This is a genomic window from Aeromonas sp. RU39B (assembly GCF_900156095.1).
Classification (GTDB): Bacteria; Pseudomonadota; Gammaproteobacteria; order Enterobacterales; family Aeromonadaceae; genus Aeromonas.
In genome coordinates this window covers 106,011-130,516 of record NZ_FTMJ01000003.1, presented here as the reverse complement: position 1 = coordinate 130,516, position 24,506 = coordinate 106,011, and the positions used below count along the sequence as shown (strand labels likewise).

Genomic DNA, 24,506 nt, shown 5'->3' with positions numbered 1-24,506 from the left:
TTGGCGATCAGCAAGCCGGAGTGTGAGATGAAACAGAATATTGTGCATATTGCTCTGGTGGTCAGAGATTATGACGAGGCCATCGATTTTTACGTTAACAAGCTCAACTTTGAACTGCTTGATGATACTTATCAGCCGGAGCAGGACAAACGCTGGGTGGTGGTTGCGCCGCCAAATTCTCATGGTGCCGCTTTGCTGCTGGCAAAAGCATCCAAGCCAGAGCAACTGGATTTTATCGGCAATCAGGCTGGTGGTCGGGTATTTCTGTTTCTCAATACCGATGACTTCTGGCGTGATTATGAGCGAATGAGATCTCAGGGGATTCACTTCGTGCGAGAACCCCAAGAGCAAGATTATGGCACCGTCGCGGTTTTTGAAGACCTCTACGGTAATCTCTGGGATCTGCTGCAGCTTAATCCTGATCATCCGATGGCAAAACGGTAGGTGTAGGTGATAACTAGCTCTATACACACCGCAAATCAAGAAAAGCCCGCTGAAAGGTGGGCTAGAAAAACTTAATCCAAATCAAAGTATTTACAGCCTGATCAAGCACGGCTGCCGCTGCTTTTTCTGCCTCGCCTAACAGACATTGGGGCATATATGGTCACCATCGCTGGATGCAAGGCCAAGATTAAGCCCAAGAATCTTTTGGAATGAAATTTGCCTGATACTGGCCGGATTCGATGTTTATGGAGTCATAAATGATCGTCAACGGTTACTCAAGCGCGATCTATTCGGCGCAGCCCAGTAGTGCAGCCGAGCGCCAGCAAAGCGCAGCGGCGTATCAGCAAGGCACCCGTTTCGTTCTGGCCGAAGACAAAGTCACGTTGGGTGAGGGCTCTTCCTCATCGTCTGACACCTATTCGCGTGCCAGCGTCACTCGTAATAGCGCTGAGAAAAAGTCCCTGACTGACGTGGCGTGGGAGCATCTGCTGGCCAAGCGGGTTGGCCTTAGCAAAGAGAAGCTCGATCAGATTGAGCAAAAGAAACAGGAAATCGAGGGCAGCCAAAAGCTCACGGCCGAACAGAAGCAAACGCTGCTCGATGATCTGGAAAAGCAGCGCGAGGCACTGATTAAAGAGGCCTCGGAGCGTCGCCGCGAACAGGGCGATGAAGCGCAGCAATCCAATGTCACTGGCTAAATAGTCGGCTCGTTTTGCCGCCTGACGGCAATATCGTGCCCTGTTCAAGCGGGCATATTGCCGGACGTGATAGCGCGGCGCGATAACAGGAGTGCAGCGAGCCCCCCGGTGCGATAACGATTACCAGTTGTCGACGTGGGGGCGTCTCGCTAGCCAAGGCATTGCCAGCCCAATCTAAACAACAACGTATGCCTGCACGGATGAGGCAAGCCTCTGGCGCGGCGCTTTGTTACTATGGTTTGTCTGGTTTTGCCATCTTGTTTCGCCCGAGGAGCCACCATGAGTGATTACCGCAAGCTCTCCCTGTTTTTGCTGCGTCATGGCCAGTGCGACGGGGGGGAGATGGTGCGCGGGCGTACCGACGTGGCCCTGACCCAGACCGGATTTGACCAGATGCAGGCCAGTTGGCGCATCCTCTCGGAGCGCTTGGCGCAGGGGAGCGCGTTGGCCAGCTCGCCGCTGCAGCGCTGCCAGCGCTTTGCGCAATCGCTGCAAGGTCAGGCGCCGCTTCGTGGTGAGCTGGCCCTGTGCGACTGGGCGCGCGAGATGGATTTTGGTCAGTGGGATGGCTTGCCGCAATCAGAGGTCTACCGGTGCTGGCCTGAGTTGGCCGACGGTTTTTGGCGTGAGCCACAGCGCCATACCCCGCCAGATGGGGAGCCGCTGGAGCACTTTTGCCAGCGAGTCTGGCTCGGTTGGCAGCAGTGGCTTGGCGAGCTCGCTGCCGCCGAGCTACCCGGCGCCCTGCTGGTGTGCCACGGCGGTGTGATGCGGGCGCTGCTCAGCCATGTTTTGCAGCCCGAGCATCTGCCCGGCGCCCCCTGGTTTACCTCCCTTGACCTGCCCTATGGTGCCGCAGTGGAGATCACCGCGTATCTGGGTAATGAGCGCCCCCCCTTCTATCGCCTGCACTGGCCTTGCCAGATGTCTTAAGGGGCGTACTATCTCATTCATTTTCAAAGGGAAGCTTAGCCTTCCGGCGATATTCAAATTCTCAAAGGAGTGAAGATGTATCCTGTTGCCCCACTGAAACATTCTCTGGCTGCGGCCATCCAAGCCCGCATTGATAACAAGACCAAGCCGCTGGGCGCGCTGGGTGAGATTGAGAAACTGGCGCTGACGCTGGGCCAGATCCAGCTGAGCGATGCCAGTGCGGCACTCGCCATTACCCGCCCCACCATGCTGGTATTTGCCGGCGATCATGGAATCGCCCGTGCCGGCGTTTCGATTGCGCCGAGTGAAGTGACCACCCAGATGGTGCACAACTTCGTGGCGGGTGGCGCGGCCATCAACGTCTTCTGCCGCCAGTTGGGTTGGGCTATCAAGGTGGTCGATTGCGGCATCCTGGCGCCACTCTCACTGCCAGAGGTGATTGAGCAGCGTCTGGGGGCAGGAACGGCGCCGTTCCACGAAGCCCCGGCCATGACGCGCGAGCAGGTCGAGCAGGGCTTTGCCTATGCCAAATCCTTGGTGCAATCCCAAGTGGCCGATGGTTGCAACCTGCTGGCGCTGGGCGAGATGGGCATTGGCAATACCTCGTCGGCAGCGGCCATCATGGCGGCGTTGACCGGTTTGCCGGTGGCAGATTGTGTCGGTCGCGGAACCGGAATCGATGACGCCGTGCTGGCGCGTAAGCAGGCGTTGATCGCACAGGCGCTGGCCCTGCATCAACTGGATAAGGATGATCCGGTGGCGGTGCTGGCCGCGGTCGGCGGCTTTGAGGTGGTGCAGATGACCGGTGCCCTGCTCGCCGCCGCTGAAGCGGGTGTGCCGGTGCTGGTCGATGGCTTTATTGCCACCGCCGCCGCCCTGTGTGCGGTGCGACTGGCGCCCGGTGTGCGCGATTACCTGATCTTTGCTCATCAATCCGAAGAGCAGGGGCACCAGCGTTTGCTGGCGCTGCTGCAGGCCCGTCCACTGCTCTCGCTCGGGCTGCGACTGGGTGAGGGAACTGGCGCCGCGCTGGCGCTGCCGCTGTTACACGCTGCGGTGAACTTCTACAACCAGATGGCCAGTTTCGGTGAAGCGGGCGTCGATAACGTGGTCGAGAGCCCGCAGGATAGCGCCACGTCATGATAGGAAACATACTGGCCGCCGAGTGGCGGCTGTTTTTGATTGCCCTCGGCTTTTTTACCCGCATTCCGGTGCCCGAGAGTGTGGCGGTCGATACGGTCAGTTTGAACCGGGCCAGCCGCTATTTCGGTATGGTCGGCGTGTTGGTGGGGGCGGCGTCGGCACTGGTGCTGTGGGGGGCCGCCTGCCTGCTGCCGGCTGGCGCCGCAGTGGTGCTCGCCATCGTGGTCAGCGTACTGCTGACCGGCGGTTTTCATGAAGATGGGCTGGCCGATACCGCCGATGGCTTGGGCGGTGGTTGGACCCTCGAGCAGAAGCTCACCATCATGAAAGACAGCCGGCTGGGGAGCTATGGCGCTCTGGCACTGGTGTTGGCGCTGCTGCTGAAATGGCAACTGCTGACCGCTTTACTGGAGCGCGGCGCTGCCGATGCCGTTATCGCCTTGCTGATTGCCCATGTATTGAGCCGCGTGGTGGCCGCCAGCCTGATTGCCACCGAACCTTATGTGCGCGAAGAGGGCAAGGCCAAGCCGCTGGCCCATCAGCAGGAGCGCGGTGAACTGCTGGTGCTGGTCGGCACCGGTGTGGTCGCTGTGCTGGTATTGGCGCCGGGGATGCTGCTCTGGCTCACTCTCGGCCTGCTGGTAACCCGCTTTGCCATGGTTACCTTACTGCGCCGCCAACTGGGCGGTTACACCGGTGATACTTTGGGTGCCGTACAGCAGGTCAGTGAACTCGCGGTGTATGCCCTGCTGTGGGTCGGAGGTCATGGATGATTGGCAGCGTGACGGCGCCGGTGATCATCACCGGCGGCCCGGGCGGTGGCAAAAGCACCCTGCTGGCAGAGCTCGCCACCCTCGGCTTTGTCACCTTTGCCGAAGTGCCGCGCCAGCTGATTGAGGCGCAAAGCCAGATCCCGGATGGAATTTTACCGTGGGATAACCTGCCGGGCTTTGCGGCGCTCTGTCTACAGACGATGGAAGGACAAAAGCGCATCGCCGCGACCGTGCCGGGGCCGGTGTTTTTGGATCGGGCCATTGGCGATATCTGCGCTTACCTCAACTGGGGCGGTCATCAGGTGAGCGAGGCTTATCGCAGCGCTAGTCTTGGCTACCATCCGCAGGTGTTCTTCTGCACCCTGCATCCGGATTTCTATGTGCGCGATGCGGTGCGCCCTTACCCCTTTGCCGAAGCGCAAGTGCTGCACGAGCAGCTGTTGTTCGCTTATCAGGCGCTGGGTTATCACTGTGTTGAGGTGCCCTGGGGCACGCCCGGCGAGCGCAGCCGTTTTGTACTGTCTCATTTGGAAGCAGGCTGGTCGGCCCAGTCTGGCTAACACTTGTTCGCTTAATAGGGCGCCAGTATACTGCGCCCTGTTTCAATTCGAGGTGTTCGATGCTCAAACTCGCTCGTGTGCTGCTGCTCGCAGTGCTGCTCGTCTTCTGGTTCATCTTCGGTCTGCTGCTCTGTCTGGTGCGTCCGCGCCATCGCAACAACGTATACGTGTTTGCCAGCATGTATCACGCAGTCTGTCCGCTGCTGGGGCTGAAGGTGAAGGTGATCCTGCCGCCCGGCGTGGATGAGATTGGTCCGGCTGTTTATGTCTGTAATCACCAGACTAACTTCGACATTTTCACCGTGACCGGCGCAGTGCGCCCCGGCGTGGTGGCGGTGGGCAAGAAGAGTCTGGCCTGGATCCCCTTGTTCGGCATTCTGTTCTGGCTCTCGGGCAACGTGCTGATTGATCGCAGCAACCGCAGCCGCGCCATCAGTACCATCAGTCAGGTGGTCGATCGCATCAAATCCCGAGGCACCTCGATCTGGATGTTCCCGGAAGGAACCCGCTCTCAGGGGCGTGGCCTACTGCCGTTCAAGGCTGGCGCCTTCCACACTGCGGTGCAAGCCGGTGTGCCGGTGGTGCCCATCATCTGCTCGAGCTACTTCGGTCAGGTCGATCTCAATCGCTGGGACAACGGTGAAGTGCTGATCGAAATGCTGCCGCCCCTGTGCTCCAAAGAGCATGGCGCCGCCGGGATCCGCGAGCTGACCGAGACCTGCCGCGTGCAGATGGAGGCCAAACTGGCCGAGCTTGATGGCAAGGTGCGCCGTCCGGTCTAAATACCCGTCAGTGCGATGAGAGGGGAGCAAGGCTCCCCTTTTTCATGTCTGGCGAAAATGACCAGTGCGGTTGGTTTTTTTCACCATATTGTTTTCTCTGTTGTCTTCCGTTCATAGTCAACCCATTGAAAAACATCAAGTTCATGCCTTTGGCACACTCCTTGTAATACATGATCAGTGCTATCTGACCCACGTAAACCCAAGGAGCGAGTCATGAGCCTGTTTCGTCGATTAAGTGATGTGATCAATGCCAACCTGCACTCTCTGCTCGACAAGAGCGAAGAGCCCGAAAAGCTGCTGCGCCTGATGATCGAAGAGATGGAGGAGGTGCAGGCTGATATGCGCAGCCAGGCCGCCCGTCTGATTGCCGAGCAAAAGCAGCTTGAGCGCCATCAGCAACATCTCGAGCATCAAATGAATGAATGGGATGCCCGCGCGGCGCTGGCCATCGGCAAAGGGCGTGAGGATCTGGCCCGCGCTGCGTTGGCCGAGAAGCTGGCCGAGCAGGAGCGCCTGCAGCAGTTGCAGCAGGAGCAAACCCGTCTGGCTGATGTGAAGGCCCAGCTGCAGGCCGATAGCGAGCAGTTGGCGAACAAACTGGCTGAGGCGCGCGAAAAGCAGAAGATGCTGACCCTGCGCGAGCAGACCGCCCACAGCCGACTGCGGGTGAAAGCCCAACTCGATACGCGCCGTATGCACGAGCTGATGGCCCGTTTTGATGGTTTTCAGGGACGGGTCGAGCAGCTCGAAGCGCAGCTGGAAGCCGCCAGCTTTGGCCAGAATACGCCGCTCTCGGCGCAGTTTCGCGAACTCGAGCTCTCCGATCAGATAGAGCGGGAGCTGGCTCGTCTCAAGGGCGAGCGGGTGGCGCTGTGATCAGGCTGCGCTGGCGCCGTGACCGGCAGCATGCCCGGCTGGCCGGTGTGTGTGCAGGCATCGCCAGAGAGCTGGGGGTATCGCGCAGTGCGGTGCGGTTGGTGGCGCTATTTACCTTGATTTTACTACCGCCGCTGGCGTTGGCCCTCTATTTGGCCGGCTGGCTGTTGATGACGCCACAGGCGGAAATCCGCCGCTGGCTGGATTGATGTGATGTGACCCAAGGAGTCTGACATGGTGGAGTTTCTGGTTCTGCTGGCCGTACTGGTGGGAATGGGACTGGCCGGATTTACCCTGCTGGCGATGCTGATAGTGACCGGTCTGTTTGTGCTGTTCGGTATTCTCAGCGGCATGTTGGCACTGATCGTCAAGCTGGCACCCTGGATCCTGCTGGTGCTGCTTGCCTGCTGGTTGCTGGGTCGGCAGCGCCGGGTGCGCTATCACTGACCCTGCATCACATAACACGAAGGGCGCCTGATGGCGCCCTTCTCTTGTTAAAGCGGGAGATTACTTGGCCGGATGCTTGAGACCCTGGTTCAGGTCGGTCAGATCCTGCTCCTGCAACGTGCCAGCAGCCAGCTTGAGCTGCAGGATGTTGAGGATGTAGTTATAGCGCGCCTCGGAGAGGTTCTGCTTGGCCTGATAGAGCGCCTTGGTCGAGTCGAGCACATCGACGATGGTGCGAGTGCCCACCTCGTAGCCGGCTTCGGTGGCCTTGAGCGAGCTCTCGGCCGAGATCACATACTGGGTGTAGGCCTTCACCGAGCCGATGTTGGCGTTCACGTTGTTGTAGTAAGAGCGCACTGTACTTTGCATCGAGCGATAGCTCTTCTCCATATCCTCGCTGGCGGCCACATAGTTGTGCTGGGCCTGTTTGACCTGAGACGTGGTAGCGCCACCGCTGTAAAGCGGGATGCTCAGCGTCAGGCCGGCAGTGGCCTGATTGGTGGTGCCATCCTGGCTGCTGTCCAGCTTATAGTCGCTGTTGGTGCTGCCGGCGCTGGCATTGAAGTTCAGGGTCGGCTCGTGGCCGGTCTTGGCCAGATCGATCTGCTCTTTGGCGATGTCCTTGGCAATGCGGGCACTGTGCAGGGAGAGATTCTTGTCCACCGCCAGCTCCATCCACTGATCGGCGTTGAGCGGGGTCGGGGCCGGGCTGAAGCGCTCGGTGTTGAGCACATCAAGCTTGCGGAAATCAACGCCGGTCAGCTCACGCAGGCTCTCATAGCTGTTGGCCAGGGTATTTTCGGCGCTGATCTCGTCGGCCAGTGCCTGGTCACGCTGGGCCTGGGCTTCGTTGACGTCGGTGATGGCGCTCAGCCCCACTTCAAAGCGTTGCTGGGTTTGTTCAAGTTGACGCTGCACAGCGGTCTTGTTGGCCTGCACATATTCGAGCGCATCTTGCGCCTTGAGCACGGCGAAATAGGCCTGGGCGGTGCGCAGGATCAGGTTTTGCTGCTCAAGGTTGTAAGCCACATCGCTTTGGGTGGCACTCTTCTCTGACAGGCTTAAGTTCAACCAGTTGCTGCGGCTGTAGAGCGACTGTGACAGCGCTACCTGACCGCCAAGCTGGCTGCGGGTCGAGGTATCGTTGGTGGTCTTCTGGTAATCGGCTGTGCCGGTCAGGTTGACCTGCGGCAGCAGCGGCGCACGGCTCTCGTTAATTTTTTCGAACGCGGCATCACGACTGGCCTTGGCAGAGAGCAAGGTGGGGTCCTTGGTTTGGGCCAATTGATAGATGTCGAGCAGGTTTTCGGCATGAACCAGCGGGCTGATGCCAAGCATGACGAGAGCAGACAGAAGAGTTCGTTTCATAGATTCCTTAACCTTACTGGTTATTCCAGTGCCGCACTGGACGCAAAGGCGGTTGCCGATTTTCTTTCGGGTAACCTTTATCAGAGCTTAACAGCCTGAGAACTCGGCAGAAAAGTTATCTTGCCGCCCAATTGCAGCGACTCCCGCTAAGGGAAGGTCAAGCTCAACCGGGTATTTTTACAAAGTGTCACTTAGCCAAGCAGTTCCCGCCTGCTAGAATTCGCTTTCTGTGACGCGGGATGATGTGTGAATGAACGTTCATTCACGACGATTCTAGGTGCTGCCCGTGGCAAGTCAAGTTCGGAGGCATGAGATGGCAGGCAATATCCCCGAGATTACCTTTGGCCGTGATGATGTTGAGGTACTGGAAAAGCGAGTCGGTTATGACGGCTTTTTCAAGATCAACAGCTATCGACTGCGCCACAAGCTGTTTGCCGGTGGCTGGTGCACCCCAATAGTGCGCGAGCTGTTCGAACGGGGTCATGCGGCGGCGCTATTGGCCTTCGATCCGCTGCGCGATCAGGTGGTGATGGTCGAGCAGTTTCGCATCGGTGCCATCGCCACCAGCGAATCGCCCTGGTTGCTGGAGCTGATTGCCGGCATCATCGAACCGGGTGAACAGGCCGATGAAGTGGCCCGCCGTGAGGCAATCGAGGAGGCTGGTGTCACCATTGGTCGCATGGAACACGCCATCAGTTATATGGTGAGTCCCGGCGGTACCACGGAACGTATAGAGGTGTTCGTGGGCGAGGTCGATGCGAGCAGGGCCCAGGGCTTGCATGGACTGGCCGAAGAGGGCGAGGATATCCGCGTTCATGTTCTGGACAGGCAAGATGCCTATGCTCTGGTGTGCAGCGGTCGTATCGACAATGCAGCGTCGGTGATTGCGCTGCAGTGGCTGCAGCTTAACCATGACACCTTAAAGAGCCGCTGGGCGGCGGGAGCGAGCTAAGTGGGACTGGCACTGAAAAAATATGTGCCCGACTTGCGCGCCATGCAGCGCACTTGTGAGGTCAACTACATGACGCTGATGCGACTGCTGCCGCGTGAGCGTGAACTGGGCTCTGTGCGCAGCTATGCGGTCGGTGAAGGGCTGCATTTCCAGCTGACGGTGCTAGAGGAGAGCCGCTTTACCACGAGAGTGGCGTTGACCCAGCACAACCCGGAACTACCGGAGTGGTTGCAGAGTAAAATAGAGATTCGTTTGTATCACGACGTGCGGATGGCCGAAGTGTGTGCAGCACAGCAGATTTCCCGTTTGAAACCGCGATATGATTATCCGAATACGCAGATGCATCAGCCGGATGAAAAAGCTCAGGTTAATCTGTTTTTGGCCGATTGGTTGAATTTTTGTCTCAGGCACGGCAGTTATCTTGCCAAGGTTTTCTAATAAACAAATTAAAAGAAGCGTGATTTTGGAAACAGAGCTCCTGCAGGCGCCCGATGGGAGTGTACGCCTGTTGCAGATTACTGATACCCATCTTTTTGGCAGCGTCGACAGCCAGTTGCTCGGCGTGCGCACGGCTGACAGTCTGGCCGCCGTCCTTGCACGAATCCAGGCTAACGCCCATCCCTATGACCTAATTCTGGCCACCGGTGATCTCTCTCAGGATCACAGTGACGACTCCTATCAGCGTTTTGCTGACATGCTGGCCCCGCTTGGCAAGCCCATTTACTGGCTGCCCGGTAACCACGACGACGGCCCTCTGATGACCCAACGCCTCTATGAGTCGGGTATCAGCGAAGCCAAGTGGCTGGTGGGCGAGTATTGGCAGATTGTCCTGCTCGATACCCAGGTGCGCGGCAAGCCGCACGGGCTGCTGGCCGACCATCAACTGGCGATGCTCGATCACGCCCTGCGCTCTCATCCTGACAAGCATACGCTGATTGCGGTGCACCATCAGGGGGTGCCCGTGGGGTGCGGCTGGCTCGATCAGCACAACCTGAAAAATGCCGACGACCTGTTTGCCGTTTTGGCCCGCTATCCGTCGGCGCGCGCCATCCTGTTTGGTCATGTCCATCAGGAGTTTGATGAAATGCACCGGGGGGTGCGGCTTATCGCCACGCCCTCAACCTGCATCCAGTTCAAGCCCCTGTGCCACGACTTTACCCTCGATGAGTCGGGCCCCGGCTGGCGTTATCTGACCCTCTATCCTGATGGGCGCATTGCGACCGAGGTGTGGCGATTGCCGCCCGGTGATTTCCAGCCGCAGGCTGATGCGCGGGGATATTAAGTGGCAACCCTGCTCTATCTGCACGGATTTAACTCCTCTCCTGCATCGCAAAAAGCGGTGCAAATGGCGAACTGGTGCGCCCGGCATCGCCCGGATATCCGGGTGGTGATCCCGGCTCAGCCCTCTACTCCGGCCGCCGCCTGGCAGGCTATTGAAGCCTCTATAGCGGCCCTGCCGTCCGACGAGACCATCGGCGTGGTGGGGAGCTCGTTAGGTGGCTTTATGGCAACCCGCGTGGCAGAGCACTATGGTTGCCGCGCTGCACTGATCAATCCCGCCGTGCGTCCGCACGAGCTGCTGCGCGGTTATCTTGGCCCGCAGCAAAATCCCTATACCGGCGAGCGTTATGAGCTTACCAAGGCGCACATGACCGAGCTCGAAGCGCTGGCCGTTGCAGTCTCAGCCCCCGAGCGGTTGTGGGTGTTGCAGCAGCAGGATGATGAGGTGCTCGATTATCAAAAGGCGCTGGTGGAGTATCACTTTGCCCGCCTGACCATCGAGTGCGGTGGCAATCATGCCTTTGTCGGCTTTGAGCGTTACTGCGCCCAGATTGTCCGTTTTCTCGGCTTGTGACGGTTGTGACGGATACAAAAAATCAAGGCGGCCCAGTGGCCGCCTTGTTGTTTCTGCGTCGTGTTTACGCTTGCTCGATACCGACGATGTGCCAGGGAGCACCGGCTTTGGTCAGATCGCGCTCGAGGTGCCAAACTTCGCGAATGTCTTCTTCCACCTGCTCGGTCCGGTCCATGTAGCGGCCGGTAAACAGTACGCTGACCTGGGCCCAGTCGCTGCCGTGGTCGGCGCGCACCAGCTGGGTATCCACGTACATCACTTCGGTGTGCTGCTCGCCGCTCAGCTCATTGCGCTCTGCTTTGAGCTGGGCAAACAGCTCCGGGCTGACATACTCCTGGATCTTGCTCAGATCGCCCTTGTTCCAGGCCTCTTGCAGGGTGCGATAGTGATCGCGGGCACCGGCCAGGAAGGCGTTCATGTCAAAGCCGGGCGGCAGGCGAAACGGCACGTCGCTGTCGGTAAATCCGCTCGACTGCGGTGCAGCAGTGTCGGCCTGAAACGCTTGCGGTGCGGATTGCTGCGCAGCAGGCTGGTATCCGGCGTAGGCCGCTTGTTGCTGCGCGCTGGCCTGCGGGGCGCCGCCTTTACGCAGAGTGCGCAGCAGGAACATGACCCCGAAGGCGAGGGCGGCGATCAGGATAAAGTCCATCGCCTGCAGACCTTCGAAGGCGCCGCTGCCGAGCAGCCATGCAAACAGGCCACCTGCCAGCAAACCACCGAGCAAGCCGCCCATCAGGCCGCTTTTCTTGGGGGCAGTGGGGGCTGCGCCGAGGGTCGGATTCTTGTTATCGACCGGTTTTGCCGCCGGTTGGGCCGGGGCGGTCTTGAAGCTCTTGCCGAACGATTTGCTGCTGCCAAACTTCTTGGCTTCGGCAACCGGCGCTCCGAGGCCGAAAGCCAGGATGACGGCAAACAGGGTCAACCATTTTTTCATATCAGCTCTTTCACTCCTGGAGTTGATGAAGGCGGTCCGTGGTGGTACCGCGCGCCGCGCGCCGTCCAGTGCGCTCAGCATGTAGCTTAAGTAGCATTTCGCATATGAATTATTCATGAATGAAGAATTAGGTTGCCGGCAGTGCCAGGTGCCGGATTGATCTCGCCCATCACGGCAATCTTGGGTAAAATCCCCCTTCCTTTCGCGTAATTCAGATCCCCTATGGCCGAGCAACCGACAGCAAAAAAAGACGCCAAGACCTTGCAGCTCAAGGTGCCTCCTCACTCCTTCGAGGCCGAGCAATCCGTTCTTGGTGGTCTGATGCTCGACAACGAGGCCTGGGACCGGGTGGCCGAGCGGGTCATCGATCAGGATTTCTATAGCCGTCCGCACCGCCTGATTTTCCAGGCGATGAACCGCCTGTCCAATGCCGGCAGCCCCATCGATCTCATCACGGTGCAAGAAGATCTGGAGCGCTCCGAGCAGCTCGAAGAGGTGGGTGGCTTTGCCTATCTGGTCGAGATCGCCAAGAACACCCCGAGCGCCGCCAACATCACCGCCTATGCCGAGATCGTGCGTGAGCGGGCGGTGGTGCGCGAGATGATTGCGGTGGCTAACGAGATCGTCGAAGCGGGTTATGAACCGCAAGGGCGTAACTCGGGCGATCTGCTCGATCTGGCCGAAAGCAAAGTATTCAAAATCGCCGAGCAGCGCACCAGTGCCAACGAGGGGCCGCAGCCCCTGCGGCACATCCTCGAGCAGACGGTCGACAAGATTGAGGAGCTGTTCAAAAAACCCCACAACGGCGTAACCGGGGTATCGACCGGTTACAACGATCTCGACAAGATGACCGCCGGTCTGCAGCGCTCCGATCTGGTGATCGTGGCGGCGCGTCCCTCCATGGGCAAGACCACGTTTGCCATGAACCTGTGCGAAAATGCGGCGCTCACCTCCGACAAGCCGGTGCTGATCTTCTCGCTCGAAATGCCCTCGGAGCAGATCATCATGCGTATGCTCGCCTCGGTGGGGCGCATCGACCAGACCCGCATTCGTACCGGCCAGCTCGACGATGAAGATTGGGCGCGTCTCTCCTCGACCATGGGCACCCTGCTCGAAAAGGGCAAGATGTACATCGACGACTCCTCGGGCCTGACGCCGACCGAAGTGCGCTCCCGCGCCCGTCGGGTGGCCCGGGACAACGGCGGTCTTAGCATGATCATGGTCGACTACCTGCAGCTGATGCGGGTGCCCAGCCTCTCTGATAACCGGACTCTGGAAATCGGTGAAATCTCCCGCTCGCTCAAGGCGCTCGCCAAAGAGCTGCAGTGCCCGGTAGTGGCGCTCTCCCAGCTCAACCGTAGCCTGGAGCAGCGGGCCGACAAGCGTCCGGTCAACTCCGACCTTCGTGAATCCGGTTCTATCGAACAGGATGCCGACCTTATCATGTTCATCTACCGTGATGAGGTTTATCACGACGACAGTCCCGACAAGGGGATCGCCGAAATCATCATCGGCAAGCAGCGTAACGGCCCCATCGGCCGGGTGCGCCTCACCTTCCAGGGACAGTTTTCCCGGTTCGACAATTATGCCGGTCCGGCCTTCGACGACGACTATTGAGTGGCGGCGCTCTGCCGCTCGGCGGCAGATGGCGTCATACGTGCCCTCATAAGGGAAAACCATGAAAGCGGCTACTGCCCAAATCAATACCGAGGCCTTGCGCCACAATCTCGCCGTGGTCAAACGCCACGCTCCCGACTGCAAGATCATCGCGGTGGTCAAGGCCAACGCCTACGGCCACGGCCTGCTGCCGGTGGCGCGTACGCTGGCCGATGCCGATGCCTATGCGGTGGCGCGGATCGAGGAGGCGCTGATGCTGCGCTCCTGCGCCGTGGTCAAACCGATTGTGCTGCTGGAAGGCTTCTTCAGTGCCGACGATCTGCCGGTGCTGGCGGCCAACAACCTGCAAACCGCCGTCCACACCTGGGAGCAACTCGAAGCGCTTGAGCGCGCCGAACTGCCCTCTCCGGTGGTGGCCTGGCTCAAACTGGATACCGGTATGCACCGTCTGGGGGTGCGCGCCGACGAGATGCCGGCTTTTATCGCCCGCCTGGCCAAGTGCAAGAACGTAGCCCAGCCGTTTAACATCATGACCCACTTCAGCCGCTCCGATGAGCTGGAGCAGCCGACCACCCGCGAGCAGATCGATCTGTTTGCCAAACTGACCGCGCCGCTGGCCGGTGAGCGCGCCATGGCCAACTCTGCCGGCATTCTGGCCTGGCCTGACTCTCACTGCGAATGGGTGCGCCCCGGCGTGATTTTGTACGGCGTGTCGCCGTTCCCGAATACCGTCGCAGCCGACTATGACCTTAAGCCGGTGATGACCCTCAAGACCCAGCTGATCGCCGTGCGTGAACACAAAGCCGGCGAGCCGGTTGGCTATGGTGCCAACTGGGTGTCCGAGCGTGATACCCGCCTCGGCGTGGTGGCGATTGGTTATGGTGATGGTTATCCGCGCATGGCGCCTAATGGCACCTCAATGCTGGTCAATGGCCGCATTGTGCCGCTGGTAGGCCGCGTCTCGATGGACATGACCACGGTCGATCTGGGCCCTGATGCTACCGACAAGGCCGGTGACGAGGTGATCTTGTGGGGCGAGGGACTGCCGGTGGAGCGGGTGGCTGACGAGATTGGCACCATTCCCTACGAGCTCATCACCAAGCTCACCTCGCGGGTTTTCATGGAGTACGTCTGATGTGGTGTCAGCGGCAGATAAGGCTGGCGCCCAAACGGCGCGGTTTTCATCTGGTGACCGACGAGATCCTGGCTCAAATGCCAGAGATCGCAGGCATCCAGATAGGTCTGGCCCATCTGCTGCTGCAACACACCTCGGCCTCGCTCACGCTCAACGAAAACTGCGATCCGGATGTGCGCCGCGATATGGAGGCGCATCTGGGCATATTGGCGCCGGAGTTGGCGCCGCACTATCGTCACACCAGCGAAGGGCCGGACGATATGCCGGCGCATATCAAATCCTCGCTGCTCGGTGTCAGCCTGCAACTGCCCATCAGCCGCGGCCGATTGGCGCTTGGCACCTGGCAGGGCATTTGGCTCGGTGAACACCGCGATGATGGCGGCAGCCGCCGCATCATCGTCACCCTGCAAGGGGAATAATCAGGGGCGCTGCGGCGCCCCTTGGTTTTTTAGCGCTTGGCTGACGGCTTATTTGAGATGACCCACCATTTCGGCCGGGATGACCCAGGCATCAAACTGCTCGGCGCTGAGGTGGCGCGAAGCAATAGCTGCATCGCGCAGGCTGAGCCCTTGGTGGTGCGCTCGCTTGGCGATCTCGGCGGCCTTGTCATAGCCAATGTGTGGGTTGAGGGCGGTGACCAGCATCAGGGAGCGGCTGACCAGCTCGTCGATACGGGCGCGATCCGGCGCGATGCCCAGGGCGCAGTGCTGACGGAAACTGTTCATGCCATCGGCCAGCAGGCGCACGCTCTGCAGGAAATTGTGCGCCACCAGCGGACGGAAGACGTTGAGCTCGAAGTTACCGCTGGCGCCGCCGATGTTGATGGCGACGTCGTTGCCCATGACTTGGGCACACAGCATGGTCAGCGCCTCACACTGGGTCGGATTGACCTTACCCGGCATGATGCTCGAGCCCGGCTCGTTTTCCGGAATGGTGATCTCGCCAAGGCCGCTGCGCGGGCCACTCGCCAGCCAGCGCACATCGTTGGCGATCTTCATCAGCGAGGCGGCCAGTGTCTTGAGCGCGCCGTGGGCATGCACCAGCGCGTCACAGCTGGCCAGTGCCTCGAACTTACTCGGAGCCGTGACCAACGGCAGGCCGGTCTGCTCGGCCAGCTCTGTGGCGACCGCCTCGGCAAAGCCCGGCGGGGTGTTAAGACCGGTACCAACCGCAGTGCCGCCCAGCGCCAGCTCGCACAGATGGGGCAGGGCCGCGCGCAGATGGCGCTCGCCGTGGGCAAGTTGGGCCACCCAGCCGGAGATCTCCTGACCCAGGGTGAGCGGGGTCGCGTCCTGCAGGTGGGTGCGACCAATCTTCACTATGTCCTTAAACTCGCTCGACTTGGCGGCCAGCACTTCGCGCAGGGCCACCAGGGAGGGCAACAACTGCTGCTCGATGGTGGTCACGGCAGACAGATGCATGGCGGTGGGGAAAACATCGTTGCTTGACTGGCTCTTGTTCACATCATCATTGGGGTGAACGAGCCGTCCTTCGCCGCGCTCGCCACCGAGCAACTCGCTGGCCCGGTTTGCCAGCACCTCGTTGACGTTCATGTTGGTCTGGGTACCGGATCCGGTCTGCCACACCGAAAGGGGAAATTCATGGGGATGCTGGCCTGCCAGCACCTCATCGGCTGCGGCGACGATGGCGTCGGCCTTGCGCGCTTCTAGCTTGCCAAGCGCCTGATTGACACGGGCACAGGCGCGCTTGATGCGGGCAAGGGCGGCGATGATCTCCGGGCTTTGCCGCTCGCTTGAAATGGCAAAATGGCGCAATGACCGCTCTGTTTGTGCGCCCCAAAGATGCTCGGCGGGGACGGCGATAAAACCGAAACTGTCTCGTTCCTGACGGGTAGACATGCTGACTCCTCTTACAGATGACACGGATACACCGAGTTAACATCGCAGATAAATGAAAGTCATTATCATTTATCTAAATGCGTGATCGTGCTGTCAAAGGTGGCAGGGGGGAGGGATAAAGTCGTCTGGAAAAAAGCGATTAAGGTGGTCATGAAAAAAGGGCCAAGCGGCCCTTTGTAACACACCGGGGGAGACAATCGGTTAACGGCAGTCAAACTGGGTGGCGTAAACGATCGATGCGAAGCGGCCATCTTGAGTACGTACGGTGACGCAGTTCCCGGTTTGCTCTTCGTTGTAGTAGGCATAGGCGCTGCTGCCAGCGGCTTCTTTGCGGATGAAGGAGTAGCCACGGGAGGTCAGCTCACCTTCAGCTTGGCCGGCGCGGGCACCAACCAGATCTTCCAGCGCCGAGACTCTGGAGCCGGTAGCTGCAGTGCTGTCCTGGTTTTGGTGATGATGACGGCTGTGGTGGCTCTGGCCCTGATTGTCATTTTGGGACTGGTAGCTGTCATCGTAATCACGGCGGTAGTGACCATCTGAATCAACCGGGACAACGCAACCGGCCAGGCTCAAGGACAACAGGGCGCCGAGCAGGATCTTGGCATTCATGGTGTGGGCTCCTTAACAAGCATCAAATGAAGTGAGCACAGACAAGGACCCGGATGCGGGTACGGCCTGGCGGGCAGACGTGGTAGTCTGGGGACGCAGTGGCTCCGTCCGTACAAGTTCTGAAGGCGCATGGTAAGTGGTTGATATGGGCCGACAAGTCTGGCTTGAGCATGCAGGAACGTGACACGGATCACTTTGTCGCAGCGCCAGGGCGCGCCAGCACTGGCGCAGGATGCTCTGACCGGGGTCTCAATTGTCGCAACTCGGAACAGTCTGAATTTGACGCAACCTATGACAAATCAATCAAGAAGGGCGCTGGTCGTCGAAGGCGGCGCCATGCGCGGCATCTTTGCCGCCGGGGTGCTGGACGCTTTTCTCGAGCAGGGTTATCAGGCGTTTGACCACTGCATCGGTGTGTCGGCCGGCGCGGTCAATCTGGCGGCATTTCTCTGCCATCAGCACGGCCGTAACTACAAGGTGATCACCGATTACTCCTGCCGGCCGGAATTTATCAATCTGCCGCGGTTTTTGCGCGGTGGTCACTGGCTCGATCTGGATTGGTTGTGGGCGGTGACCATACGGGAAATCAGGCTCGATCTGGCGCGCTTTGCCGCGAGCGCGATTCCGCTGACCGTGGTGACCACCCGCATCGACACCGGAGAAGCGGCCTATCTGACCGCTCATTCCCAGCAGCTTGAGCAACTGCTGAAAGCCTCTTGCGCCGTGCCGCTCGCCTATCGTGATCAGGTGCTGTTTGATGGGTTGCCGATGACCGATGGTGGCGTCGCTGATTCGATTCCGGTAGAGCATGCCTATCGCCATGGCGCCCGCGATATCACGGTTGTGCTGTCGCGCCCACTTGGCTATCGCAAACATGCGCCCAGAGTGCCGGCCCTGACCCGTCACTTGCTACGTAACACACCCCAGCTCGCGGCCGCCATGCTGCTGCGCCATCAGGCTTATAACCGCGCCATCGACTTTATCGCGGCGCCGCCATCTGACTGCCGGGTGCGGGTGATTGCGCCCACCGCTGCGTTTCGGGTGGGGCGGGTGACCACCGATCCGTCACGGCTGGAGGCGGGTTATCGGATGGGGCATCAGGCAGCATTGGCCTATCTGGCAACATAGCCACAAAAATCAGGCCCCGCAGGGCCTGATGGTTCACATCAATCGATGTGCGGCGTGAGAATGGTCGGCTTGGGATTGGGCAACTGATCCGGATAGTCGAGGTTGTAGTGCAGACCGCGCGACTCTTTGCGGCGAATGGCACATTCAACAATCAACTCGGCCACTTGCAGCAGGTTTCTCAGCTCCAGCAGGTTGTTGGAGACGCGGAAGTTGGCGTAGTACTCCTGCACCTCTTGCTTGAGCAGATCGATACGGCGTTTGGCTCGCTCCAAGCGCTTGTTGGTGCGCACAATTCCCACGTAGTCCCACATCATCAGCCGCAGCTCGTGCCAGTTGTGCTGAATGACCACCCGCTCATCGGAGTTGTCGACCAGACTTTCGTCCCAGGCTGGCAGCTCGGGCGGCTCTTCACTGGCAGGCAATTTGCTGAGGATATCCTCGCCGGCAAAGCGGGCATACACCACACATTCAAGCAGCGAGTTGGAGGCCATCCGGTTAGCGCCGTGCAGACCGGTATAGGTCACCTCACCAATGGCATAGAGACCCGGGATATCGGTTTGACCATGCTTGTCGACCATCACGCCACCGCAGGTGTAGTGCGCGGCGGGGACCACCGGCATCGGCTCCTTGGTGATGTCGATGCCCACGGCCATGCAACGCTCGTGGATCGTCGGGAAGTGTTTGACGATGAAATCAGCCGGTTTGTGGCTGATATCGAGGTACATGCAATCGACCCCGAGACGTTTCATCTCATGGTCGATGGCGCGGGCCACGATATCACGCGGCGCCAGCTCGGCGCGGGGATCGAAATCTGGCATAAAGCGGCTGCCATCGGGGCGGCGCAGATAGGCGCCTTCACCGCGCAGGGCTTCGGTCAGCAGGAAGTTGCGATCGTCCGGATGGAACAGGCTGGTGGGGTGGAACTGGTTAAACTCCAGATTCGCCACCCGGCAACCGGCGCGCCACGCCATAGCGATACCATCACCGGAGCTGACGTCCGGGTTGGAGGTGTATTGATAGACCTTGGAGGCACCACCGGTGGCCAGCGCCACAAAACGGGCCCGCACCACTTCCACCTCTTCGCTGTTCCGGTTCCAGACATAGGCGCCAAGCACCTTGTTGCCGGGCAGGCCGAGCTTGCGCGTGGTAATCAGGTCGACTGCGTTGAAACGCTCCATCAGCGTGATGTTGGGGTGGCGGAGCACCTGATCGATCAGGGTGGTTTCGACCGCTTTGCCGGTGGCGTCGGCGGCGTGGAAGATGCGGCGGTGGCTGTGGCCCCCTTCGCGGGTGAGGTGATAATTCTCCTGACCCTCTTCACCTTCTTCCTTGTCAAACGGAACCCCTTGTCTTATCAACCACTGGATTGAGTCTCGGGCGTGGCGGGCGGTAAATTCCACTGCTCGCTTGTCACACAGCCCGGCACCGGCATTCAGGGTGTCATTGACGTGGGATTCGATGCTGTCGGTTTCGTCGAAAACGGCAGCGATGCCTCCTTGCGCATAGAAAGTGGCCCCTTCACTGATGGGCCCCTTGCTCAGTACGAGGACTTTGGCCGAATCTGCCAGGCGCAAGGCGAGGGAGAGTCCGGCGGCACCACTACCAATGATCAACACGTCGCAAAGGTATTCAACACTTGCTTTCATAAGTATCATTGGCCTGAGTTGGAAATGGCCTATGGTAGCCCATGGACGCCTATCGATGCAGCCTGCATCACATTTTTTTGTGCCCGAGCGAACTTTCCCTGATGAACCTTGTCTGAACTAGTGCGCTGAGGAAAGGGCCGAAAATAGAAGAACAATAACCTTATGGGGGTTTTACGGCTCTGATGAGCGACCAGAATCTACTGGATGAACAACTGGTTGAGCGGGTCCAGCGCGGTGACAAAAATGCGTTCAACCTGCTGGTGCGAAAGTATCAGCACAAGGTGGTCAACCTGGTATCGCGTTATGTGAACAATCCCGGTGATGTGCCGGATGTCGCCCAAGAGGCGTTCATCAAGGCTTACCGGTCACTGGCGACGTTTCGTGGTGAGAGTGCGTTTTACACTTGGTTGTATCGAATCGCCGTCAATACGGCAAAGAATTATCTGACCTCCCAAGGGAGGCGGCCGCCCAGCAGTGATGTGGAGGCCGATGAGGCGGAATATTACGATGGCGGTGAGGCCCTGACTGAGGTCTCAACTCCGGAAAACCTGATTCTCACTGACGAGATAAGGGAGACGGTGTTTGCTGCCATCGACGCCTTACCCGAAGATTTGCGTACAGCGATCACCCTTCGTGAACTGGAAGGGCTGAGCTACGAGGAGATTGCAGAGATCATGGAGTGTCCGGTGGGTACTGTGCGTTCCCGGATATTTCGGGCCCGTGAGGCCATCGACAAGAAACTGCAACCTCTGATGGAATAACGATAAACGGGGATACAGGTTTACTTATGGCGAACAACGAGCAACTTTCAGCCCTGATGGATGGTGAGCTGGATAGCCGCAGTCGTGCTGCCTTGCTGGATTCGGTGGAAAATGACACCGAATTGCAAGACACCTGGTCACGCTACCACCTTATCGGCGATACCATGCGGGGAGATTTGCCTGACACCATGCAGTTTGATCTGTGTGACAGGATAGCCCTGGCGCTTGAGGACGAGCCGACCGTGCTGGCGCCCCAGCCCGAGGTGGTAGAGCCGAGCCGCGACAGCAACGTCGTACCCTTTATCCGCCGGGTCGGTCAGCAGTTTGGCCAGTATGCGATTGCCGCATCGGTGGCGGTCGCCGTTATCTTCGGTGTGCAGCAATATCAGCAACAGGATGCCGTTGCTCCGGTCAGCCCGGTGCTTAACACCATTCCGGTAGCAGGCAGTGCCTCTCCAGTCAGTGTGCACTATCCAAAAGATGACAGCCGCGCCCGTCAACAGGCGCTGAGCGACCAGCAGATGAATGAGCAGCGCGAGCGGATTACCGCTTTCCTGCGCGACCATCAACTGCAACAGCGTCTCCATCAGGCACAACAACAGGTGCAGGAATAGTATTCGTGCTCAAGCATTGTCTTGCAGCGATGACGGCTCTTTTCCTTATGACAGCTCAAGCCTCGGCAGACCCCGCGTCAGCCGGGGCTTTGCTGCAACAGATGCAGAGCGCCGCCCAGAATCGCAACTATGAACTTTCCATGGTGAAAATCCGCCAGGGGCGCATCGAATCGCTGCGCTACAGCCATGCTCTGATCGACGGCAAACAGGTGGCCCTGATGAGTCACCTTGATGGCCAGAATGCTGAATATCTGCAGCGCCAGGACGAGTTCACCTTCTTTGAAAATACCCACTCTCCCTACACCCTGAAAAACGCCCGTTTTCCTGGCATTTGGAGTGCCTTACAGCGGGTTGCGCTGGATAAGGTGGTGGATTCCTATGACATGGTGATGGCCGGGCGTAGCCGGGTGGCTGGCAGCGTTGCTCAAGTGGTGCGGCTGGTACCGCGTGATGGTGACAAGTACGGCTTTGTGCTGTGGATTGACGAGCAAAACCATCTGCTGCTGCGTGCCGACATGGTGGATCGTGAAGGGGCGCTGGTCGAACAAACTCTCGGCGTCAGCCTGGTCTTTAGCAAGAGTCCCTCAGCCGAGCTGGTGAAGCTCTCTACCAGCAAACAGCCGCCGGCCCTGTCGGTCGATGAGGTCTACAAGGCGCCGCAACAGGCGCTGAGCTGGAACATCACCTGGTTGCCCGATGGCTTTACCTTGCGCTCGAGTGACCGACATCAGCTGATCAGCACCGATGTACCGGTCGATTACATGATGGCGTCCGATGGGCTGGTGGATTTCTCGGTCTATGTGACCAAGGCCGATCAGCAGCAGAGTGTGCGCAATCAGTTGGTGGTACAAGGTGGCACCACGCTGGTAAGCTTCGTCAATGATGTCGGTGTCGAGATCACCGTGGTCGGCGAAATTCCGGTGGAAACTGCCAAGAAAATCGCCGAGTCGGTGCAGCCGTTGGCGCGTAACGAGGCGGTACAATGAACATGATGAGTGAGGAGCTGGCGACCGTGATTCAGGTCGACGGCGATCATGCCTGGGTCAGCTGCGAGCGGCGCAGTGCCTGTAGCAGCTGCCACCAACAGAGCGACTGTGGCACCGGCCTTGTCTCAAAGGCTATTGGCCCGGGCAGCCAGCGGGTGCGAGTGCGCTTGAGTGGCGCGGTGCGACCGGGCGATCAGATTCGTATCGGAATTGCGCGTCGCAGCTTGCTCAGTAGTGCCGTGCTGGTTTATCTGCTGCCACTTTTTAGTCTGCTGGCCGGGGCTCTGCTTGGCCAGCTTTGGCTGCGCCCTATGCTGATGGCCGGTGAAGGCGCCACGATTCTGGCGACCCTGGCTGGCGGCGCACTGGGGTTTGCCTTGGTGCATCTGCTGGCGCCACGGCTCGGTGGTGATGCTTATGCACCCCGTATGCTGGGCAGCGTGATACCCACTCGTTGCCATCCTTGATCCACGCTTGTTTCCGATTTATTGCGCACGGTCGACTAAAGAATGGCCGAGCGTGCGCTTATCCAGTAAAATCCTGCGTCCATATCCAGAGTTAACCCTTTTTTGAGTGATTATTGCTCGATGAAAAATATTCGTAACTTTTCTATTATCGCGCACATCGACCATGGCAAGTCGACCCTCTCCGACCGCCTGATCCAGATCTGTGGCGGCCTCTCCGACCGGGAGATGCAGGAGCAGGTGCTGGACTCCATGGACTTGGAGCGCGAGCGCGGCATTACCATCAAGGCACAGAGTGTGACCCTGAACTACCAGGCCAAAGACGGTAACACTTATCAGCTGAACTTTATCGACACCCCGGGTCATGTGGACTTTTCCTATGAAGTTTCCCGCTCCCTGGCTGCCTGCGAAGGTGCGCTGTTGGTGGTGGATGCCGGCCAGGGGGTTGAGGCACAGACTCTCGCCAACTGCTACACCGCCATGGAAATGGATCTGGAAGTGGTTCCGGTGCTCAACAAGATTGACCTGCCGGCGGCTGATCCCGAGCGTGTTGCTGAAGAGATTGAAGATATCGTCGGTATCGATGCCATCGATGCGGTGCGCTGCTCGGCCAAGACGGGTCTGGGCGTGGACGAGGTGCTGGAAACCATCGTCAAGAGCATTCCTTCCCCGGAAGGCGACCCGGATGCTCCGCTGCAGGCGCTGATCATCGACTCCTGGTTCGACTCCTATCTTGGCGTCGTATCGCTGGTACGCATCAAGAACGGCTTCCTGAAAAAGGGCGACAAGATCAAGGTCATGAGCACCGGCCAAAGCTGGGGCGTTGACCGCATTGGTATTTTCACGCCCAAGCAGGTCGATACCGATGGTCTGGGCTGCGGCGAGGTAGGTTGGGTTGTCTGCGGTATCAAAGACATCCACGGTGCTCCGGTGGGCGATACCCTGACCCTGTCCCGTAATGGCGCCGAGAAACCGCTGGCTGGCTTTAAAAAGGTCAAGCCGCAGGTGTATGCCGGTCTGTTCCCGATCTCCAGCGATGACTATGAGGCGTTTCGTGACGCGCTCGAGAAGCTGTCGCTCAACGATGCTTCCCTGTTCTATGAGCCGGAAAACTCGACGGCGCTGGGCTTTGGTTTCCGCTGCGGCTTCCTTGGCATGCTGCACATGGAGATCATTCAGGAGCGTCTGGAGCGTGAATACGATCTGGACCTCATCACCACCGCACCGACCGTCGTGTATGAAGTGGTGACCACCGACGGTGAGACCGTCTATATCGACAGTCCGGCCCATCTGCCGGCGGTTAACAGCATCGAAGAGGTGCGCGAGCCCATCGCCGAGTGCAACATCCTGCTGCCGCAGGAGTACATGGGTAACGTGATCACCCTCTGTATCGAGAAGCGTGGTGTGCAGACCAACATGGTCTATCACGGCAATCAGGTGGCGCTCACCTATGAAATCCCGATGGCCGAAGTAGTGCTCGATTTCTTCGACCGCCTCAAGTCGACCAGCCGTGGTTATGCGTCGCTCGATTATGGCTTCAAGCGCTTCCAAGCCTCTGACATGGTGCGTCTCGATATCATGATCAACGGTGAGCGGATCGATGCTCTGGCCATCATCACCCACAAGGAGAACTCCCAGTTCCGGGGTCGCCAAGTGGTGGAGAAGATGCGTGAGCTGATCCCGCGGCAAATGTTCGACATCGCCATTCAGGCCGCCATCGGCAACCACGTGATTGCCCGTAGTACCGTCAAGGCGCTGCGTAAAGACGTGACGGCCAAGTGCTACGGTGGTGACGTGAGCCGTAAGAAAAAGCTGCTGCAAAAGCAGAAAGAGGGTAAGAAGCGGATGAAGTCCCTGGGCCGTGTTGACGTGCCGCAGGAGGCCTTCCTGGCGATTCTCCACGTAGGTAAGGATTAATATCC

The 24,506-nt window shown here is 59.2% G+C and carries 28 protein-coding genes; 23 read left to right on the top strand and 5 right to left on the bottom strand.

From position 1 onward, the window contains the following. Positions 1–27: 27 nt before the first annotated feature. The 10 genes from BW958_RS05850 to pspG all read left to right on the top strand — a co-directional run bounded on the left by BW958_RS05850 (position 28) and on the right by pspG (position 6,656). Positions 28–444: a VOC family protein gene (locus tag BW958_RS05850; protein WP_076574803.1), complete on the top strand. Its 417-nt coding sequence runs from the start codon at positions 28–30 to the stop codon at positions 442–444. 257 nt (positions 445–701) lie between these two features. Beyond that, complete coding sequence (locus BW958_RS05845) at positions 702–1,142, top strand: hypothetical protein (RefSeq protein WP_076574802.1); 441 nt, start codon at positions 702–704, stop codon at positions 1,140–1,142. 279 nt (positions 1,143–1,421) lie between these two features. Continuing rightward, complete coding sequence (locus tag BW958_RS05840) at positions 1,422–2,075, top strand: histidine phosphatase family protein (RefSeq protein ID WP_076574801.1); 654 nt, start codon at positions 1,422–1,424, stop codon at positions 2,073–2,075. Positions 2,076–2,150: 75 nt separating this feature from the next. Beyond that, entirely contained in the window at positions 2,151–3,218 is a 1,068-nt protein-coding gene (gene cobT, locus BW958_RS05835) for a nicotinate-nucleotide--dimethylbenzimidazole phosphoribosyltransferase (protein WP_076574800.1), read from the top strand. Further along, a complete protein-coding gene (locus BW958_RS05830) occupies positions 3,215–3,991 on the top strand; it encodes an adenosylcobinamide-GDP ribazoletransferase (RefSeq protein WP_076574799.1) in 777 nt (258 codons plus the stop codon). The genes cobT and BW958_RS05830 overlap by 4 nt, the downstream gene beginning before the upstream one ends. After that, entirely contained in the window at positions 3,988–4,551 is a 564-nt protein-coding gene (locus BW958_RS05825) for an AAA family ATPase (protein WP_076574798.1), read from the top strand. Before BW958_RS05830 ends, BW958_RS05825 begins: the two co-directional genes overlap by 4 nt. Positions 4,552–4,610: 59 nt before the next feature. After that, positions 4,611–5,333 carry a 1-acylglycerol-3-phosphate O-acyltransferase gene (locus tag BW958_RS05820; protein WP_076574797.1) on the top strand — a complete coding sequence of 241 codons (723 nt, stop codon included), beginning with the start codon at positions 4,611–4,613 and terminating at the stop codon, positions 5,331–5,333. Between the two features lie 213 nt (positions 5,334–5,546). Then, a complete protein-coding gene (gene pspA / locus BW958_RS05815) occupies positions 5,547–6,209 on the top strand; it encodes a phage shock protein PspA (protein ID WP_076574796.1) in 663 nt (220 codons plus the stop codon). Further along, positions 6,206–6,418 carry a PspC domain-containing protein gene (locus BW958_RS05810; RefSeq protein ID WP_256701859.1) on the top strand — a complete coding sequence of 71 codons (213 nt, stop codon included), beginning with the start codon at positions 6,206–6,208 and terminating at the stop codon, positions 6,416–6,418. The genes pspA and BW958_RS05810 overlap by 4 nt, the downstream gene beginning before the upstream one ends. 25 nt (positions 6,419–6,443) lie before the next feature. Next, positions 6,444–6,656, top strand: a complete 213-nt coding sequence (gene pspG, locus BW958_RS05805; protein ID WP_076574795.1) for an envelope stress response protein PspG — start codon at positions 6,444–6,446, stop codon at positions 6,654–6,656. A 60-nt stretch (positions 6,657–6,716) separates the two neighbouring features. Here pspG and tolC read toward each other — a convergent pair whose 3' ends face one another. Next, positions 6,717–8,024, bottom strand: coding sequence for an outer membrane channel protein TolC (tolC, locus tag BW958_RS05800; protein ID WP_076574794.1), 1,308 nt, complete (start codon positions 8,022–8,024; stop codon positions 6,717–6,719). Positions 8,025–8,337: 313 nt separating this feature from the next. On the opposite strand from tolC, the gene nudF reads away from it, so the two are divergent. From nudF to BW958_RS05780, 4 genes are read left to right on the top strand one after another with little or no spacing between them, the layout of a single operon-like run. Continuing rightward, the gene (nudF, locus tag BW958_RS05795) at positions 8,338–8,976 is read left to right on the top strand and encodes an ADP-ribose diphosphatase (RefSeq protein ID WP_076574793.1); all 639 of its coding nucleotides are present in this window, start codon (positions 8,338–8,340) and stop codon (positions 8,974–8,976) included. A gap of 42 nt (positions 8,977–9,018) precedes the next feature. Next, a complete protein-coding gene (locus BW958_RS05790; protein WP_083687267.1) occupies positions 9,019–9,414 on the top strand; it encodes a DUF1249 domain-containing protein in 396 nt (131 codons plus the stop codon). 25 nt (positions 9,415–9,439) lie between these two features. Continuing rightward, entirely contained in the window at positions 9,440–10,258 is an 819-nt protein-coding gene (gene cpdA / locus BW958_RS05785) for a 3',5'-cyclic-AMP phosphodiesterase (protein ID WP_076574792.1), read from the top strand. Beyond that, the gene (locus tag BW958_RS05780) at positions 10,259–10,831 is read left to right on the top strand and encodes a YqiA/YcfP family alpha/beta fold hydrolase (RefSeq protein WP_076574791.1); all 573 of its coding nucleotides are present in this window, start codon (positions 10,259–10,261) and stop codon (positions 10,829–10,831) included. 64 nt (positions 10,832–10,895) lie between these two features. Here BW958_RS05780 and BW958_RS05775 read toward each other — a convergent pair whose 3' ends face one another. Continuing rightward, positions 10,896–11,765, bottom strand: coding sequence for a Tim44 domain-containing protein (locus tag BW958_RS05775; RefSeq protein ID WP_076574790.1), 870 nt, complete (start codon positions 11,763–11,765; stop codon positions 10,896–10,898). A gap of 222 nt (positions 11,766–11,987) precedes the next feature. On the opposite strand from BW958_RS05775, the gene dnaB reads away from it, so the two are divergent. The 3 genes from dnaB (at position 11,988) to BW958_RS05760 (ending at position 14,936) form a co-directional block, all read left to right on the top strand. After that, the gene (gene dnaB / locus BW958_RS05770; protein ID WP_076574789.1) at positions 11,988–13,382 is read left to right on the top strand and encodes a replicative DNA helicase; all 1,395 of its coding nucleotides are present in this window, start codon (positions 11,988–11,990) and stop codon (positions 13,380–13,382) included. A 61-nt stretch (positions 13,383–13,443) separates the two neighbouring features. After that, positions 13,444–14,517 (top strand): alanine racemase, encoded by a 1,074-nt coding sequence (gene alr, locus BW958_RS05765; protein WP_076574788.1) that lies wholly within the window; start codon positions 13,444–13,446, stop codon positions 14,515–14,517. Continuing rightward, positions 14,517–14,936 carry a secondary thiamine-phosphate synthase enzyme YjbQ gene (locus BW958_RS05760; RefSeq protein WP_076574787.1) on the top strand — a complete coding sequence of 140 codons (420 nt, stop codon included), beginning with the start codon at positions 14,517–14,519 and terminating at the stop codon, positions 14,934–14,936. Before alr ends, BW958_RS05760 begins: the two co-directional genes overlap by 1 nt. A gap of 48 nt (positions 14,937–14,984) precedes the next feature. Here the strand turns inward: BW958_RS05760 and fumC are convergent, their stop codons facing one another. Beyond that, entirely contained in the window at positions 14,985–16,376 is a 1,392-nt protein-coding gene (gene fumC / locus BW958_RS05755) for a class II fumarate hydratase (RefSeq protein ID WP_076574786.1), read from the bottom strand. Between the two features lie 201 nt (positions 16,377–16,577). Then, complete coding sequence (locus BW958_RS05750) at positions 16,578–16,985, bottom strand: hypothetical protein (RefSeq protein ID WP_076574785.1); 408 nt, start codon at positions 16,983–16,985, stop codon at positions 16,578–16,580. 291 nt (positions 16,986–17,276) lie between these two features. On the opposite strand from BW958_RS05750, the gene BW958_RS05745 reads away from it, so the two are divergent. After that, complete coding sequence (locus BW958_RS05745) at positions 17,277–18,113, top strand: patatin-like phospholipase family protein (RefSeq protein ID WP_076574784.1); 837 nt, start codon at positions 17,277–17,279, stop codon at positions 18,111–18,113. Positions 18,114–18,151: 38 nt separating this feature from the next. Here the strand turns inward: BW958_RS05745 and nadB are convergent, their stop codons facing one another. After that, complete coding sequence (gene nadB, locus BW958_RS05740; RefSeq protein ID WP_076574783.1) at positions 18,152–19,759, bottom strand: L-aspartate oxidase; 1,608 nt, start codon at positions 19,757–19,759, stop codon at positions 18,152–18,154. A 182-nt stretch (positions 19,760–19,941) separates the two neighbouring features. Here nadB and rpoE point away from each other — a divergent pair, with 182 nt between their 5' ends. From rpoE to lepA, 5 genes are all read left to right on the top strand, one after another. Then, positions 19,942–20,520: an RNA polymerase sigma factor RpoE gene (gene rpoE, locus BW958_RS05735; protein ID WP_076574782.1), complete on the top strand. Its 579-nt coding sequence runs from the start codon at positions 19,942–19,944 to the stop codon at positions 20,518–20,520. Between the two features lie 26 nt (positions 20,521–20,546). Beyond that, positions 20,547–21,134, top strand: a complete 588-nt coding sequence (locus BW958_RS05730; protein ID WP_076574781.1) for a sigma-E factor negative regulatory protein — start codon at positions 20,547–20,549, stop codon at positions 21,132–21,134. A 47-nt stretch (positions 21,135–21,181) separates the two neighbouring features. Continuing rightward, positions 21,182–22,120: a MucB/RseB C-terminal domain-containing protein gene (locus BW958_RS05725; RefSeq protein WP_256701856.1), complete on the top strand. Its 939-nt coding sequence runs from the start codon at positions 21,182–21,184 to the stop codon at positions 22,118–22,120. A gap of 5 nt (positions 22,121–22,125) precedes the next feature. Beyond that, positions 22,126–22,587: a SoxR reducing system RseC family protein gene (locus tag BW958_RS05720; RefSeq protein ID WP_076575084.1), complete on the top strand. Its 462-nt coding sequence runs from the start codon at positions 22,126–22,128 to the stop codon at positions 22,585–22,587. A gap of 120 nt (positions 22,588–22,707) precedes the next feature. Beyond that, a complete protein-coding gene (gene lepA / locus BW958_RS05715) occupies positions 22,708–24,501 on the top strand; it encodes a translation elongation factor 4 (RefSeq protein ID WP_076574779.1) in 1,794 nt (597 codons plus the stop codon). Positions 24,502–24,506 lie beyond the last annotated feature (5 nt).